18 protein-coding genes and 1 pseudogene are annotated in these 16,047 nt (G+C 43.2%); 6 read left to right on the plus strand and 13 right to left on the minus strand.

All coding sequences use genetic code 11. The features are described 5' to 3' along the window. The 5 genes from JWG45_RS18660 to JWG45_RS18680 all read right to left on the minus strand — a co-directional run bounded on the left by JWG45_RS18660 (nt 1) and on the right by JWG45_RS18680 (nt 4,557). Nucleotides 1-462 (minus strand): PTS sugar transporter subunit IIA, encoded by a 462-nt coding sequence (locus tag JWG45_RS18660; RefSeq protein WP_205281133.1) that lies wholly within the window; start codon nt 460-462, stop codon nt 1-3. Between the two features lie 85 nt (nt 463-547). Further along, the gene (locus JWG45_RS18665) at nt 548-1,447 is read right to left on the minus strand and encodes a hypothetical protein (protein WP_205281134.1); all 900 of its coding nucleotides are present in this window, start codon (nt 1,445-1,447) and stop codon (nt 548-550) included. Beyond that, nucleotides 1,440-2,600 carry an oxidoreductase gene (locus tag JWG45_RS18670; protein WP_205281135.1) on the minus strand — a complete coding sequence of 387 codons (1,161 nt, stop codon included), beginning with the start codon at nt 2,598-2,600 and terminating at the stop codon, nt 1,440-1,442. The genes JWG45_RS18665 and JWG45_RS18670 overlap by 8 nt, the downstream gene beginning before the upstream one ends. A 6-nt stretch (nt 2,601-2,606) precedes the next feature. Continuing rightward, on the minus strand, nt 2,607-2,888 hold the full coding sequence (locus JWG45_RS18675) for a hypothetical protein (RefSeq protein WP_004459036.1): 282 nt from the start codon (nt 2,886-2,888) through the stop codon (nt 2,607-2,609). 118 nt (nt 2,889-3,006) lie between these two features. Further along, a complete protein-coding gene (locus tag JWG45_RS18680) occupies nt 3,007-4,557 on the minus strand; it encodes a cellulose synthase family protein (RefSeq protein ID WP_118967598.1) in 1,551 nt (516 codons plus the stop codon). Between JWG45_RS18680 and JWG45_RS22630 the strand changes: the two are divergent. From JWG45_RS22630 to eat, 3 genes and pseudogenes are all read left to right on the plus strand, one after another. Beyond that, nucleotides 4,480-4,661 (plus strand): annotated as a pseudogene (locus JWG45_RS22630) (hypothetical protein). The gene JWG45_RS18680 and the pseudogene JWG45_RS22630 sit on opposite strands and share 78 nt — an antisense overlap. 701 nt (nt 4,662-5,362) lie before the next feature. Next, nucleotides 5,363-6,097: a motility protein A gene (locus JWG45_RS18685; protein ID WP_205281136.1), complete on the plus strand. Its 735-nt coding sequence runs from the start codon at nt 5,363-5,365 to the stop codon at nt 6,095-6,097. 442 nt (nt 6,098-6,539) lie between these two features. Next, nucleotides 6,540-7,910 carry an ethanolamine permease gene (eat, locus tag JWG45_RS18690; RefSeq protein WP_232380772.1) on the plus strand — a complete coding sequence of 457 codons (1,371 nt, stop codon included), beginning with the start codon at nt 6,540-6,542 and terminating at the stop codon, nt 7,908-7,910. A 588-nt stretch (nt 7,911-8,498) separates the two neighbouring features. Here the strand turns inward: eat and JWG45_RS18695 are convergent. From JWG45_RS18695 to JWG45_RS18715, 5 genes are read right to left on the minus strand one after another with little or no spacing between them, the layout of a single operon-like run. Continuing rightward, on the minus strand, nt 8,499-8,834 hold the full coding sequence (locus JWG45_RS18695) for a DUF1292 domain-containing protein (RefSeq protein WP_205281137.1): 336 nt from the start codon (nt 8,832-8,834) through the stop codon (nt 8,499-8,501). Nucleotides 8,835-8,845: 11 nt separating this feature from the next. Next, nucleotides 8,846-9,130, minus strand: coding sequence for an HNH endonuclease (locus tag JWG45_RS18700; protein ID WP_069608433.1), 285 nt, complete (start codon nt 9,128-9,130; stop codon nt 8,846-8,848). Nucleotides 9,131-9,139: 9 nt separating this feature from the next. After that, on the minus strand, nt 9,140-10,132 hold the full coding sequence (locus JWG45_RS18705) for a type I phosphomannose isomerase catalytic subunit (RefSeq protein ID WP_205281138.1): 993 nt from the start codon (nt 10,130-10,132) through the stop codon (nt 9,140-9,142). Nucleotides 10,133-10,137: 5 nt separating this feature from the next. Beyond that, complete coding sequence (locus tag JWG45_RS18710; RefSeq protein WP_205281139.1) at nt 10,138-10,866, minus strand: J domain-containing protein; 729 nt, start codon at nt 10,864-10,866, stop codon at nt 10,138-10,140. A 9-nt stretch (nt 10,867-10,875) separates the two neighbouring features. After that, nucleotides 10,876-11,577: an LIC_12936 family protein gene (locus JWG45_RS18715; RefSeq protein WP_205281140.1), complete on the minus strand. Its 702-nt coding sequence runs from the start codon at nt 11,575-11,577 to the stop codon at nt 10,876-10,878. A 120-nt stretch (nt 11,578-11,697) separates the two neighbouring features. Between JWG45_RS18715 and JWG45_RS18720 the strand changes: the two genes are divergently transcribed. Continuing rightward, nucleotides 11,698-12,030 (plus strand): STAS domain-containing protein, encoded by a 333-nt coding sequence (locus JWG45_RS18720; RefSeq protein ID WP_118967589.1) that lies wholly within the window; start codon nt 11,698-11,700, stop codon nt 12,028-12,030. A gap of 379 nt (nt 12,031-12,409) precedes the next feature. Here JWG45_RS18720 and JWG45_RS18725 read toward each other — a convergent pair whose 3' ends face one another. Then, nucleotides 12,410-13,024 (minus strand): LIC10729 family protein, encoded by a 615-nt coding sequence (locus JWG45_RS18725; protein ID WP_205281141.1) that lies wholly within the window; start codon nt 13,022-13,024, stop codon nt 12,410-12,412. Nucleotides 13,025-13,055: 31 nt separating this feature from the next. Between JWG45_RS18725 and JWG45_RS18730 the strand changes: the two genes are divergently transcribed. Beyond that, nucleotides 13,056-13,994 carry a bifunctional riboflavin kinase/FAD synthetase gene (locus JWG45_RS18730; RefSeq protein WP_205281142.1) on the plus strand — a complete coding sequence of 313 codons (939 nt, stop codon included), beginning with the start codon at nt 13,056-13,058 and terminating at the stop codon, nt 13,992-13,994. A gap of 354 nt (nt 13,995-14,348) precedes the next feature. Here the strand turns inward: JWG45_RS18730 and JWG45_RS18735 are convergent, their stop codons facing one another. Both JWG45_RS18735 and JWG45_RS18740 read right to left on the minus strand, forming a co-directional pair. Continuing rightward, nucleotides 14,349-14,570: a hypothetical protein gene (locus JWG45_RS18735; RefSeq protein ID WP_205281143.1), complete on the minus strand. Its 222-nt coding sequence runs from the start codon at nt 14,568-14,570 to the stop codon at nt 14,349-14,351. After that, nucleotides 14,561-14,980: a globin gene (locus JWG45_RS18740; RefSeq protein ID WP_205281144.1), complete on the minus strand. Its 420-nt coding sequence runs from the start codon at nt 14,978-14,980 to the stop codon at nt 14,561-14,563. The genes JWG45_RS18735 and JWG45_RS18740 overlap by 10 nt, the downstream gene beginning before the upstream one ends. Nucleotides 14,981-15,622: 642 nt before the next feature. On the opposite strand from JWG45_RS18740, the gene JWG45_RS18745 reads away from it, so the two are divergent. Further along, nucleotides 15,623-15,808 (plus strand): hypothetical protein, encoded by a 186-nt coding sequence (locus JWG45_RS18745; RefSeq protein WP_205281145.1) that lies wholly within the window; start codon nt 15,623-15,625, stop codon nt 15,806-15,808. Nucleotides 15,809-16,047: the final 239 nt, after the last annotated feature.

Genomic DNA, 16,047 nt, shown 5'->3' on the forward strand with positions numbered 1-16,047 from the left:
TTAAACATTCCGAGAAAAAGCTTTTTGAATTTCCTCAAAAGATCTAGAACGAATCAACTTCTCTCTGTCTTCTTTCACGTTTAACGCTTTTGCGATTTGTGCGAGAGTTTTAATGTGTTCTTGAAATTTCGTCTTTGGAACGATCAATAGAATAAAGATGTGAACCGGTTGATGATCGATGGAATCAAAATCCATACCTTCTTGATTCAGTCCCATCACACATTTGAGTTCATCGACAAGATTGACGGAACAATGAGGAATCGCGACGCCGCTTCCAATTCCGGTCGACATCGACTTTTCTCGAGCCAAAAGGGATTCTAAAATTTCTCCTTTGCTTTCGGGATCGATCTGATGAGTGTCCACGGCTTTTTGCAAAAGCTTTGAGATGACCTCTTCTTTGCTGCCGGATTCTAAATTGAAAATGACGGTCTCTGGATGAAGAAGAGTCAACAATTGATTCATAGAATCTCCCCTGACTCTTTGTGTTTTTTATTCATATTCTTATGTTTGCTACGATACGAGATCATCATTCTAACCACAAACTCAGTTACTCTAATTGCCCGAAATTATCGACTCTGCTTCCCAGAAATATACGGATCAAACTGGCTTCAATGAAAAAATAGAAAACGGAATACGTGAAAAGCGGCAAGTAAAACGCGATCAAGACTTGGATGACATAAAACAGGACTCCCGTCGCCAAAACACCGATCAAAGAATAAATCCACGCGGTATATAAATTTCTTCCGGGGGAGGCGAAAAGAACCGCAAAGGAGATCCAAATGGAAAGAAGGACCGGTGAAAATTCTTGAGCCAGACCTCCTGTTCCAAGAATCAATCCGACCCCGAAAAGGACCGGAATCTGAAACGCAAACGGACGTTTTAAAAAGACCGGAATGAGAAAAAGAATCGAATACACACCCATCGTTTCGAGAGAAGAAAATCTCCAAGGAGAATTTCCATCCTGAGAATAGGAAAGAACACTGTAAAGATCCGAAATATTAGAATCGCGAAAGGAAAACAAAGGTTGGGAAGAAAGACCCGCAAAAAGATCCACTGCAGGAAGAAGAAGATAAAAAAGAAGAAAGATCAAAAGCTGAACTAGGGAAAGAGGAACTTGAATTCGCAGACGATTTTCCAAAGGAGAATACAAAACGATTCCTAAAAAACCGGCAAGGATCGCCCAAAGGGCCGTTCCCGGATGAATGGGGAGAAGAATAACGTAAATTCCGGTATGAACGACCCATTTCAAAGGATATACAAGTCGCTTAATAACGGCGAATTGATAAACGAAACAAGCTGCAAGAAGAAGTCCATAACAAATCCATAATGGTATCGTTCCAAAAAATACGATCCCTGAAAGAGAAAGAATCGAAATCAGAAGGTCTGGGAAAAAAGGATCCGATTTACGAAAGAATCCGGATTTTGTTACGAGGAGATATTCAGACATGAGTCGTCTCCTTCAAATCCGTTTTTACCTTTTGAATTTTATCCCGAAGAGAAATCCCGGATGGGCATAAGAATGTGCAGATACCACATTCGATACACGCGTTAGACGAAAACTTTCCCTGCCCCGTAACGAGAGCGATCGGGTTACATTCGAGAGGGCAATTGTATGTGCATTCTCCGCATTCCGTACAGGGAAGTTCTTTTTGTTCCCTGATCTTTCCGGCCACAAAAAGAATCGAATGATGTTTATAAATATCTAAGTAATATTCCTCGGAAGAAGAATGGAATTCTCCTCCGTCAAAGAAAGAATTGAACGTAAAGTTCGGGTATTCTTTCTTTTTTTCCAAAAGAAGAAAACTAAGACTCTGTCCGTCTCTGAACTTGATCGGAGATTCTTCTTTTTTGAGTCCGCCGTTTTTGCCGACGTAGTAGATGCTGATATGTCTTTCAATAAACGGAATCTTTTTAAAAAGGGCCCGGTATAAGTGATATAAGGTTTCCGGACCGAGATAGAGAGTATTCTCTTTTTGGAATGTTTTTTGAGAAAGGGCCTTTTTTAAAAAATACTGAGGAAATCCCATCGGATATTCGTATTTTCGAAACGGAACCGGGTTAACGACAAAGTCCTTGACAATCGCGCCTGGAAACCAACCGCCAAGATATTCTAAAAACTGAATATGCAATTCTTTGAATTCTTCCAAAAGAATTTTTCGGAAGTCCACCGACTGCGTTTTTGTATAAGGAGAAAGGACGATCAGAGAAGAACTAAACGTTTTAAAAAGAGAAGAGAGAGTGATGTCGGCAAAATCCAGTGAAACCAAACCAAGCTCGTCCATTCTTTCGAGAGCCTGTTCCAACGTGAGGGAAGGATCGATCCGGGTTTCGTTGGAAAGCTGAAAACTTCCGTCTTGTACGATCTTGATCTTTGCGGAATGTTCCCCTTGGATCAAACTCGCGATTCCGTCCACCGGAGAAAGTAAGGTTCCTACGGATTGTTTTAAAAGAGGTTCGCCTGCGCGTACACGAGTGGGGAATTCTTTGAGATAGAGGGCTCCCGGTTCGGGAAAAAGCGTAAAGGGTTCTTCCAGGACGGTCTTACGGGAAAAATTTCCGTGGACCAATCCTGGTTTAAGAGTAAAAGCGGATGGCTTCAAAACTCTTTAGGTGAGAGTTTTCACCATGTAGATTTCGTCTTTGATCGGAAGTTCTTTCTTAAGATTTTTGATATAAGGAAGAATTTCACCCATCGGCTCATAAAACTCGCAGTTCACTTGCATACGACGAGCAACTGTAAAGTATTTATAGAGTTTTTCTTCTCCGGATCTTTTGGACCATTTTTTCTTTGTACATTTTACGCGGAGAATGTATTTGTCTGCCTCGGATTCATACTGTCTTACAGTAACGCAGTGTAGGCAATTGGCGCAGTAAACTTTCTCACTCATCGGGGTTCCTATAATAGTAGCGGTATTTTGTCAATTTTTCAGAAAAAAGTGCGAAGTCAAGCAGAAGCTCCGACAGAAAACCGCAGGATAGAGATTCTATCCTGCTAGTTAGACCGGATTAAGCTTGAGCCGGAAGTTCTTCGGCGGATTTCTCTTTGGAAGCGCCGAAGTTCCAGAGCGCTTCTTTCAAGGAGAGATATCCTACATAGAAGAATCCAATCGCATAAATGACCAGGAATCCCACGATTTGCGGTTTTCCGAGCATAAAGGAAAGGACTACGGTTCCTAAACAGTAAAAGCCCATCATGAATTCCAAAACGACGTGAAAATCAAGAGGAACTGTGTATTTCAGCCTGTCTTTCAGAACGTCGGTGCTCTTCTCAATTTTGAGTTTCGGAGTGCGTTTGAAAGAAGATTGAATCCCGAGAATGGCTTCGAGCCAAGCTCTGGTGTTTACAATTGCAATTCCGGTTCCGATCATGATCAGAATCGGGAGATACACCATTCTTCGCTTCCAATCTTTATGAAGAGTTTTTTGAGAATAGGCGTAGAAGATCATCGGGCCGATCGATCCAACGGAAAGAATCGCCGCGGTTCCCATCAAAATCTCGATCGGTAGATCGTAGAAGCTGAATCCTGACCAATAGTCCATCAAAAGCAAAGGAGCGCTAAAAAGAATATTGATGATCATCAGAGGGTGAACGGAATAATTGATTAAGTGAACGATAGCCTCGGACTTGATTCTCCAAGGAAGATCCGCACGGAGAATTCTTGGAAGAAGTTTAACCGCAGTCTGAATCGATCCTTTGCACCAACGGAACTGTTGGGATTTGTAAGCGGAGATCATCGCTGGGATTTCGGCCTTACATTCGATATCTTTAAAATAACGGAATTTCCAACCTTTCATTTCGGCGCGGTAGGAAAGATCAAAATCTTCCGTGAGAGTGTCGTGCTCCCAGCCGCCAGAATCGATGATACAATCTTTTTTCCAGATTCCCGCAGTTCCATTGAAGTTCATCCAAAGGTGAGAACCGTTCCGAGCGACTTGCTCGATCATGAAGTGACCGTCGATTCCAAAAGATTGAGCTTTGGTAAGAACGTTGTAGTCCGCGTTGACATGTCCCCAACGAACCTGAACCATCCCGATTTGCGGATCTTCGAAATAGGGAACGGTTTTGATTAAGAAGTCTGGGTCCGGCATGAAGTCCGCGTCGAAGATGGCAATGTATTGACCACGAGCGACTTTCATTCCCGCTTCGAGCGCGCCCGCCTTATAACCGGTGCGTTCCGCTCCGGTTCTATGGAGGTGATGAATGTCGAAGCCGAGAGATTTATAATGTGCGATAAGTTTTCTGGATTTTTCGACCGTCTCGTCCGTAGAGTCATCGAGGAGTTGAATCTCGAGTTTATCCTTTGGATATTTGAGTGCGACGGTAGTTTCCAATAATCGATCCACAACGTAGAATTCGTTGAAGATCGGAAGCTGAACCGTTACGACCGGAAGATTCGGATCGTTGACGTCGAGGATTCTGTCCGGTTCCGATTCGCAGTATGCATGGTTCTTTTTGTAGAGATATACCATGATATAGGTATGAATCCCGAAGAAAAAGAGAGCGACTATGTCGATCCCATAAATGGCCAAAAACAGTACAGTTACGACGGTCAGCATGATAAGCCAGGAAAAATTCTCCCAGCTAAAAGTCAAAGGGTTTTGCAGTGCATCAATTTTTTAGTTTTTTAAAATGCAAGGTCATTTTTTGTCCAAAGGCCTAATGTGGGAACTCCCAAAGCCGATATTTGGGAATGGATGGACAACAACCTCCCTGGTTGAAGTTCCTCCACTGCGAATTTTCATTTTGAAACGGACGGGGGACGAAAGTTGTACCGTCCCCTTTTTTTTTTACCCCCGAGCGATTCTCTTTTTGTGAGAGTTCCCACATTTTCTGAAGAATTTCCCTCTTCGATCGTTGCACATCCCAAACTTTGCGGGAACTCCCCTGTTTTAGAATTCTTCAGGGAAAGAAAGGCCTTCTCTTATTAAAGTGAGAGTTCCTACATTTTCTGAAAATTTTCCCTCTTCGATCGTTGCACATCCCAAACTTTGCGGGAACTCCCCTGTTTTAGAATTCTTCAGGGAAAGAAAGGCCTTCTCTTTTCAAAGTGTGAGTTCCTACTTTTTTTTGAAAAGGTCAGAAAGTAGGATCTTGCACGCACGGAAGAATCTCCGTTTTTCCATAAAAGCCCCGCGCAAAGGATCGAAGCGGAATCCATTCCGTCGTTTTTACGGCCTCTTTTTCCCTTTTTAAAGTCCTTTCCTTAGGAATGGATTGGAGCTGAGAGCCTGGTGATCGGGCGATTCAAAAGTAGGAACTCCCTCTTTCCAAAAAATTTCGCCCGAGCATGCGCCCGAATTCATTTTCCTATGAGACAGAATCTTCTTGTAAAAACGTCGCTTTGCGGGAACTCTTGCGGAAATGAATCCTACTCTCGTTGGTCTCTCTGTCGCATTCTTATCCGTCTTGATAGCGATTCTTCTGGAAGGGGCGCACTTCCTCTCTTTTCTCAAAATCTCCGCGCTCCTCTTGATCATCGGCGGAACCGCAGGCGCTACTTTCGCTAGTTTTTCTCTCGAGCAGATGAAGGACCTCGTCCTCAATCTCCAAGCGTCCGTCTTTCCGAAACGCAAACTTCCTCTCGGAGAACTCTTCCTGGATTTCGCAGAAAGAGCTCGTAAGAACGGACTTCTTTCTCTCGAAGACAATCTCAAATCTATCCAAGATCCTTTTCTCCAGAGAGGAGTTCAACTCATCGTGGACGGAACCGATCCTCGCGCTGTGGAAGAAATTCTTTTTGAATCCGCAATCGCTATGGAAGACAAGGAAGCAAATTCAGCGAAGATCTTAGAAACCGCAGGCGGCTTTTCTCCTACGGTAGGAATCATCGGAACCGTCATGGGACTCGTCGGGGTTCTTGAGAATTTAGGCGCGGGAACTCGCGCCCTCGGAGAAGGAATCGCAACCGCATTTATCGCGACCTTCTATGGTATCGCTTTTGCCAACCTCATCTTCTTTCCTCTCGCAAATCGTATCAAGGCTTGGTCGAAAGAACAATCGGACAGAAGACAAGCGATCATCCGAGGAGTCATTGCTCTTCAGAGCGGGGACAACCGTCGGATTCTTATGGAAAGAATGATGCCTTTTATCGGTTGAGAATTTTCTAAAGTTCCTTTTTTTTTAAAAAGTAGGAACTCATACTTTTTTCAAGTTCTTCGGTTCAATCTCATTTCTTTTTCAATTCTTCCGACAAAGGATCTCTTTTTGAAACAAGCCTACAAAGAACTCCAAGTCCTTCTCGTTGCGTTCAAAAGGAATTTCTCTTCTCCGAGTTTTGGGGAGTTCCCACATTTAACTGAGTTCTAAAAGATTACTCTTCTCCGAGCGTTGGGAGTTCCCACATTCTTCCGGAATACGAACTGATTTACTTTGCTCCCCCTTTCTTCTTTCGAAACGAATTTACCTTCCTCTTCCAGAGAAAAATGAAATGCCTCTCTGGAAAGAAATCGTGAAATAGAACTCATCTCTTCAAAAAGGAATTCTTTATAAAAATCGAATCTCGATTTTTAAAAACTTCTTTTCTTTTTCCAAAGAAAGAATGGATTCTTCTTTCATGTCTTCCTCTTTGCAAAAAGTTCTCGGTCCTCTTCATCTCTGGGGAATCTCGGTCGGTCTCGTCATCTCTGGCGATTACTTTGGTTGGAATTTGGGTTGGGCGCACGCAAACTTCTGGGAATTCGCCGTTGCCGTCGGTTTGGTCGCGATTTTCTATTCTACTTTCTCACTTTGTTTTACGGAGCTCGCGACTTCGATTCCTCATGCAGGAGGACCTTCTGCTTATGCACACGTTGCACTCGGTTCAATCGGCGGTTTGATCGCCGGATTTTTTACTCTCGTGGAATTTGTCCTCGCTCCTCCTGCGATCGCTTCGGCTCTCGGAGGTTACTTTCATTTTTTATTTCCCCTCATCCGTGAAGGATGGGCGTCCAACGGTTTTTTTCTCCTTCTCCTCGGAATCAATCTCTTAGGAATCAAGCAGACCGCGAGGTTCGAACTCTTCGTGACACTCACCGCGGTCTTCGGGCTTCTTTTCTATTTGATTCTTCTCTTTCCTCATTTCGATTTAGCAAAAATCACAGCAAATTCTTCTTTTTCTTTTTGGAATCTCTTTCCGGCCCTTCCTTACGCGATCTGGTTTTTTCTTGCGGTCGAGGGCGTTGCGATGGCGGCGGAGGAAGTGAAGAATCCGGAGCGCGACATTCCTCGGGGTTATCTTTCGGGAATCGGAACCCTTGTCCTTCTGGCCTTCGGTGTTCTTTTCGGAACAGCCGGGGTCATCTCTACGAACGAAGTTTCAAAATTGGATTATCCTCTTTCTTTTACATTAGGAAATCTTTATGGATCTTCCTCTTGGAAGACCTTACTTTTCACTGGAATCGGACTTTTCGGTCTCATCGCGTCTCTTCTCGGAATCATTCTCGGTTATTCGAGACAAATCTACGCACTTTCTAAAGAAGGGTTTCTTCCAAAAATTCTCTCGCGCCTGAATTCAAAAACGAAAGCTCCGAGTTATGCAATTCTCTGCGGAGGTCTGATCGGTCTCGTTTCTCTTCAATTTGGAAACACGGGAGAATTGATCACTCTCTCGGCCTTCGGAGCCTGCGGAATGTATTGTATCAGTATGATTTCCTTTTTTGTCTTGAGAATTCAAAACCCAAAGACACCGAAAACATACCGTGCTCCTTTTTATCCGGTTCTTCCGATCTTCTCCCTCGTTTTGAGTTTTGTTTGTTTTACTACATTAACTATTTATAATATATTTTTGTTTTTGATTCTCCTGGGAGGAATGATTGGTGCTTTTCTTTTGTATCTTGGGAGCAAAGGTTTTTCTCTGAGAAAAGTTCCTCATTCTTCTCTCTCGCCCGAAAAAGAGGAAGGATCTCTTTCTCGCGGGGATACGGATTTTTAAAATTTTTTTCGGAAGTAGGAATGTTAAACGAGCGCTTCTCTTTGGGTTTTTCTTCGAGGTTTCGAATTACCACTTCGGGTTTTTTGTTCCGACAAATTTTTGTCTTAAACGTTACTTTCTCAGAATGATCCTTCCGTTTGCTAAAAAGAACGGGATTCTTCTCTCTTTTCGGGAAAGAAGGAGTTCCCACTTTATTTTGATCAGGAAAACAAAAGGAGAGAGCGCGGCTTGATCGTCGTTTTTTTAAAAAAGGAGGAGTTCCCACTTTATTTTGATCAGAAAAACAAAAGGAAGAAAGCGCGGCTTGATTGTCGTTTTTTTAAAAAAGAAGGAGTTCCCACTTTATTTTGATCAGAAAAACAAAAGTGGAAAGCGCGGCTCGATCGTCGTTTTTTTAAAAAAGAAGGAGTTCCTACTTTATTTTGATCAGAAAAACAAAAGTGGAAAGCGCGGCTTGATCGTCGATTTTCTAAAAAAGAGGAGTTCCCGCAATTTTAGTTTTTTGAATCAATCCTAAAACCATATCGCAAGAAGAATGATGACCTACAACTCTTCCTATAAAATCAAATTTCTCAAGTGAAAACAGGATCAAACGATATCGACGTTCAACTCGGCGAGAATATCTTCGAGTTCCCGTTTGTCCTTGACTTCGATCAAACAGTCTTCTCCGAATTCGTCGGATTCGAGACGAACCGCAAAGTAACCCGCGTCGTCCTCTCCTCTTAAAAAACTCACGTCCAGATTGACCAAAGCGAAGTCCTCTTCCAAAACCGGAGTCAAAAGAAGATATTGATTCTCGTCGATCTCAAGCGCTTCGGCTATGATGAAAGAATGAGAATTTCCCTCTTCATCCAAAAGTTGAACCGTTTCTTGACCGGATTCTTCGTGTTCCTGAAATTCGTCGTCTTGAGAAAGATCTTGCACGTTTAAATCCTTTAGTTCCCGGAATCGAATTCAAAAGGAAGTTTATTTTTTTTAGCGAAATTACATTCTTTGCATGCGGGAACCAGATTGGCCTTGATCGACTTTCCACCTTTTGCAAGAGGAATCAAATGGTCCATCGTCAACTCCTCCGGAGGAAATTTCTTTCCGCAGTAGTGACAGATTCCGTCGGCCTTTTTCTTTTTCCACCAAGGAGTTTTACGAAGATCCTTCGCTATCTTTCTCTGTTTGGAAAGTTCTTCCTCGCTGATCCAAATGATTGGTTCTTCAGGGTCCATTCAAGAATTCTAATCTTTGTAGATTCCCCAATCGGAGCCGGGGCCTGAAATCGAAAGTTTCGCGAATGTTCCGAGATTGACCGCGGAAATTCCCTCTTGCAACCCGGAAGCCGTCAAAAATGCAGTATCTCCTTCGGAGAATTCTTCTTCTTCGATTCGAATTCTTCCTTTGAGAACGATTAGGATTTGAAAAACGGATTCTTTGTATAAGCTAGGAATTTGAAACGTTTTTCCTTCTCCGGTAACTTCCAAGGTTTCCATTAAGAATTTATCGTTTGCCGTTAGACGAAATCGCTTTCCGTCTTCCCAGGATTTGGCTTCCGGTTTCAGAATATCGTTTCCCGAAGGACCACTGTAGTCCAGAACGTCCAACGCTTTTTTAAGATGAAGTTCTCTCGGTCTTCCATAGTCGTAGACCCTGTACGTAGAATCCGAGGATTGTTGCACTTCCATCAAAAGAATTCCGGCTCCGATCGCGTGGATCCTTCCCGGATTCAGAAGAAAGGAATCTCCTTCTTTCACGGTAATTTCTCTGAGAATTTCCTCAGCGCGATTCGCTTCCACGAGGGATTGAAATTCTTCTCTACTTGTTGTATTCGAAAAACCGCATACGAGTTTGGAACCGGGCTCCGCTTGTAAAACGGTCCACGCCTCTTTTTTACCCGCGTTGTTCGGATCGTATTTTTCCGCGTAGGCGTCATCCGGATGCACTTGCACCGAAAGTTTTTCCTTCGCGTCTATGAGTTTGATAAGAAGAGGAAACGGTTTTCCGCGAAAGGTTTTCCCTAAGATCGCGTCCGTGTTTTGCTGATATACTTCTCGAAACGTCTTTCCCTTTAAAGGGCCGTTGCTGATCACGGAAACTTCGTTTCCGTAGTCCGAAATTTCCCAGGATTCTCCGATGTTTCCTTCGGGGATCGATCTTCCCGGATAATTTCCGAGCTTCCTTCCCCCCCAAATTCTTTCTTTGTAGATCGGATAGAATCGGATCAGCTTTTGCATAAGACCTATTTTTTACTCCCTTCCAGGAGTTCAATTTTTACTTTCAGACGATTCTTCTTAAAATGAACAAAACCGTCCGGCTTGAGACCGGTGAGATCCAGTTCATAAACTTTTCCTGGAAGAAGTTTTCCGGCCTCGGCCTCCAGATTCAAATTTCGAAAACTCTTATACGTTCCTTTCCCACCGCAGGAATCGCAGAACACGTTAGACCCTCTGCAATCCGGACAAAGAACTCGAACCACCAGAGGAATCTTGGCAAAGATCGGAACGTTCAACTCTTCGGAAGTTAAGAGAATTCTAATATCGTAAAAGATCCCGGAATATTTTTTTCTTTCCCGGTTCCGCATCCCCGCACGAAGAAGTCCTTTTTTCGCGAGTTCAACCGCTTGACCCGCGTATAAAATCCTCGACGCGGGAATTTCTCTGGGTCGAAAGGAAACTTCTCCGATTCCATTCTTCCCTTCGTTTGCAGATCGAAAACGAAAAAGAATTTCCGGATGTCTTGAGAGATACTGAAGATCGTATTCTTTTCTTCGAGTCGGGTGCGTGAGAATTTGATAGGAATGTGCGAATTTTTGAAAGAGATCGGAGGAACCGGTTTCTCGGTTATCCGGATGAAAAATTTTGGCCAATTCCCGATAACGGGTTTTGACCTTTTCTACGGAAGCAAGGGGAGAGAGTCCCAGATTTTTATAATGATCCGGGAAATGATTTTGAAATCCCGGATCACTCATGAAAGAGGTTCAATCCTTTGGAAGATTCTCCTGATACGGCCCACCGTTCTCGACTTCTCGAAGGGTGGTTTCCACGTCTTCCGCGCTGGTTTTGATATTTCCTTCCACATACTTATCGATTCTACGAATGATTTCGATGAGGTTCGTTCTATAGATACGAACGAGTTTTACTCTTTGCGCGGGTTCCCGAATCGTAGCGACATTATACACCGCTTCTTTGGTTCCTGCGTCCGTTTTTTTCTTCACTACCAATTCGATCGAATCCGAACCTTCGGCGTTGATCTTATCGTTTTTAAGAATACTAATTTCCTCATATTGAGGGCGCATCTTGGAAATTAATGATTTCCTACTCCAAAAAATGATCGATTCCAATTTAATCGGAGAATTCTGCGCGCCCGCGCCCGAAACCTTCAAAACAAAACGAAGATCGAGCATATATCGATTTCTGGTTTGGGGAATTTGATCCTCGTAGGCCGGAATAAATTGACTATAGAGATTATCTTGGATCTGTTTTCTGCGATTTAAGAATGCAAGACGGCTTTCGATTCTTTTGTGAAACTCGGCGATATCCTTTCCTAAGAGTTCCAAGTCCTTTACTTGACCCGGTTCGTAGGGAAGAATTTTCACTTTACCGTCCGGCTCGAACTCTTGTCCAAAGACACTTGTAAAGGCGCAAATCAAAATTAGGAAATAAAATAATGTGGCTTTCATGTCGATTTCCGGACGCTGTCCTTTAATAGTTTCGGTGCTTCTCGGATTTTCCCCATAATTTTATCAAAAATAGATTGAACTTATCGTCAAATTCTGGGAAAAGGGAAGGAAAGGATCGGTATGGAAATCAATCACAGAAAGTCAGGAGAAACAAACATCGTAAGTCTTTCGGGCAGTCTGGACATATACACTTCCATCGATCTCAAGACGTTCTTCGAAACGAACGTAAACAAAGAAAATAAAAACGTAGTCGTAAATCTAGAAAAGTTGAATTATATCGATTCTTCCGGAATCGGAATGTTGATCAAACAGCTAAACTATGTGCAAGACCTCAACGGGTCTTTTTTCATCGCAAACATGAAACCTGCGATCGAAAAAGTCTTCAAAGTCGCTGGACTTACCTCTTACTTTAAGACAATCAGCCCTGCGGAATTTACTTCCAACTTCCCTTAATTGACAAAAGACGCCGAATTTCGCGCGCCGCTAATTTCGGCGTGTGAGTTCCTACATTTTCAAAATCAATAACGCCTTCTCATCTTCTGGAGTTCCCGCATTTTCTCGATTCGAACCTTTCTTTTTCAAAAAGAAGGAGTTCCTACTTTTTGAAAACAGAGTGAAAGTTTTAAAATCGGAGTGAGTCCGCGGGAATTACGAACAAAACATTCTGATTGGTGACCGTTGAAATTTCAATATTTTCCGTTCGTGTGAGTTCCTACTTTTCAGAAATTAGAAAATTCTTCGGGGGAACGAACAGGGGAGTTCCCGCATTTTCCGAGATACAATCCTTTTGAACGGCAGTTTCATTTTTACCAAACGACCGAAAAAGAAAACGTTACTTCGATTCCAGAGCATGGTAGTGATAAAAAACGTCCCAGATTCCCCAAAAACGACCCAGCTCCCCCGCGTTGGGAACGAGTCGAAAATCCAATCGACCATCGATCAATTCTCCGGGATCCACTCGAAAGCGAACCGGAAACTGAGAAGAATACGAGGAAGGATTTCCGGGAAAAGAGACCGTAGCCTTTAAGACGCCGTTTACAAAAATTCTCAGATCACGGGGTTTGAGTCCTTTGGGTCTTTCCGTGTATGTAAACTGTGTTAGATCCAATTGAACGTAGAGGGGCTCGTTTCTGGAAGGATCCGCGGTGAGATAAAAACGAAGTCCTTCTTCCGGAATCATTCTACAGAGTCCGTTTTGAAGTTTTCCGGTTCCGGCGCCCGGGGCAAAGTCGGAACGGTCCCGGACTAATTGAAGACCGTTGTGAATCGCCCAAGTGGAAAGTTCAGCGAAGGTTCGAAAATCTTCGGTCTGAAGAGGGGCGCCCTCTTCTCCCTGATGATCGAAGTTGATGAATTTTTTAAATTTCGGATTTTCTTCCGACTGGAGAAACCCCGTACTGGTAAAAGTTAAACAGAGAGAAAAGATTACAAAACGGTAGAAGAACATCTACTATAGTATCGACAGGACCGGGAAGAATTTGATCACAATCCAGACACTTGAAAGAGCGGGAAAATCAATTCATTCTCCTTGCGTAGTCACTTTGGGAAATTTCGACGGAATCCATTTAGGTCACCAGGCCCTGATCGATCGAGTTTTGAAGGTTTCTAAGGAAAGTGGACTCGCTTCCTGCATCGTCACCTACGATCCGAATCCCGCGATCGTCCTAGGAAAAAATCCGGAAATGAAGAGTCTGATGACCCTCAAGGACAAAGAAGAATGGATCCGTCAAAAGGGGATCGATTTTTTGATTGTCCTTCCTTTCAACTCCGAATTGGCGGAGATGAGCGCCGAAACGTTCTTGGAAGAAATTCTCCTCAAGGAATTGAAGACAAAAAAGATCGTGATCGGATACAATCATTGTTTCGGAAAGGGAAGAAGGGGAAATTACGAACTTTTAAAAGAATATGCAGAAACTCTAAACTACACCGTGGAAAGGGTGGATCCGGTTTATCTGGGAGAAATCAAACTCTCGAGTTCTTATGTGAGAGGATTGATCGGAGAAGGAAAGGTGAGAGAGGCGAAAAAATGTCTGAACCGTTTTTATTCCGTAACCGGGGTCGTGGTCGGAGGGCATAAGCGGGGAAGAACCATAGGATTTCCGACGGCGAACGTAAAACCGGACGCGAACATTCTTCTTCCCGGAGTGGGAGTTTACGCGGGTTATACGAATGTGGAGGGAAAAGAATATCCATCCATGATCAACATCGGACGCAACCCTACCTTTGGAGAAAATCCACTCACGGTAGAATCGAATCTATTCGATTTTGATAAAGAGATCTACGAAAAGACGGTCCGAATCACGTTTACGGATCGTCTCCGTGACGAGGTAAAATTCTCGGGAGTCGAAAATCTTATCTCTCAACTCAAAAAAGACGAAATCGACGCAAGGGAAATCCTAAAATCCAAGAGTTCTTGAAAAACCGATTCCTCTCTGATTTTTCCTAACCTTACACACAAGTTGCGAGGAACTGCGACAAGGAGAATTGTCCGACAAAATAAGGGTTTTGTAGGAGTTCCTATATGGAAGTTTTTGCTTGCGAAAATTAGAATTTTGTGATAAAGGAAAGTCCGCCGTTTTTTCCCGCCACCTCTCCCCTCCACCCAAGATCAGGGCGGGGCGCGCGACTTTTACGGAAGAGTTGTCGGAGTTCCGACGGATTCTCCTTGAAATTCAAGTATTTTTCAGGAAAGGATCTGGATTTTTTTTGGGGGGCGGCTCCGTCTTCGACGGACCGGGCTCTCCTCTCCAGTCAATCCATCCGCCTTTTTATTAAAATCCGATCGTTTTCATTTTGGATGGATTGACTCCGAGTCGATCCCTGCCGCGTTTTAAAAAAAGAAGTTTTCCCGAAGGATCTTGAGGTGAAATAATGCCCGCTTCAAAACGTATTGTAAAAGCGAATCCTTGGGTCTCGAGAAGAAGTTCTTTGGAAGAAAAGGAAGGAAAAAAGAAATCAAAAAAGGCGCCGAGTTCCGCCTTTTTCAACTCCACTGAAGAGTTTCATTCAAAGAGAGATAAGTCACATTGAATACTTCTTTCCAGCTTTCTTCGATTTCAAGCGTATGCCAAGGCCCCAGCCATTCTTCCAAACCGAAAATCCAGGCTTTTTCTAAATGTAGGATGTCCTCCGGGCGTCCGCAAATCTTGAGGCATTCGGAGCCGAAATTCCGAACCGCCTTTGGAAATAAAAAATCATGACTGCAAGAAGTTACAACTTCCCGAGCAGAACCCATAAAGGATCGAACGTCGTCGATTTTAAGAACCGTAAAAATATTCTCATATTTCGGATGATTGAATTTTAAAAAAGAAAAAACAAGTTCCGCAAATTTTACCTTATCTAAATTGACGATTTCAAAAGATTCACTCAGGCTTTGGGCTTGGTTTTTTGTCAGAGGATTCATAGATTTGGTACCCGTTTCTCCGGTTTCAAACATCTATGATATACGAACTTCAGAAAGAGACATCTTGGTTTATAAAATGGCGTAAATCGAAATATAAGAATGTGTAACCGATCGGAGACCCTAAATACGTCAAAGGACCGAGTTCGAATCAATTCGCGTCCTATAAGCTCTCAAGGACCTTTCGTTTCGGAAATTTTTCTCTCGGAGCGAGCGTGGAAGCGATACCCAGGGACTGCCTCGGCGAAACGACGGGCAGATTTTTCACAACTCATCCCGTTTTTTCATAATCTTGCCCACAAGCTGAGAGTAGATACGACGAAAATCGTCCCGAGACAAGGGCTTGCAGGAGTTCCTACATGAGAATTTTTTCTTGCGAAATTATGTTTTTGTGATATAGGAAGTCTCTGGAATTTTTCCCGCCACCGCTCCCCACCACCCGAAATTTGGGCGGGGCCCGCGACTTTTACGGAAGAATTGTCGGAGTTCCGACAAATTATCCTCCGATCCAAACAACTTCTGGGTAAGGATATGCATTTTTCGGGAGGAATGCTACCTCCTGGAATCTCTGGAGTTTAGATTTAAGAGTCGATTTTCGGTTACAAATAAAATGAAAAATCACGAAACCGGAGACAAAGAAACGGCTTGGGAATTCCCCGTTCGATCAAAACCGGACCGACTCCTTTTAACGGCGCCGGTAAATTACGACTCGGAACTCCGATCCTCGCGGTCCATATCGGCGCACCAAATCTTTCGAATCAAACCTCTTCTCTTTTCGATTTTCTCGTTTTGCGCAACCGAGGAGAATCTCTTCCTCTTCCCATTTTTTGAAATCGACCTTTCGAAGTCCCGTAAAGACGCCTCTTTTTTTACAAACAACGATTTAGAAATTAATTATTTCCAAATCCAAGGACCGAATTTTAGACTAAAATCCTCCTTTTTAAATTCCTTAAAAAGAATTTCATCGACAGAAGATAAATCCTCTTCTAAGTCTATTAGAATTTTGTGAAGCCTTCTTTTTTCGATTTTGTTTCCGATCCGAAATTTAAAATCTTCGAAGCGGAAGAATT

The organism is Leptospira ainlahdjerensis, assembly GCF_016919175.1.
GTDB lineage: Bacteria > Spirochaetota > Leptospiria > Leptospirales > Leptospiraceae > Leptospira > Leptospira ainlahdjerensis.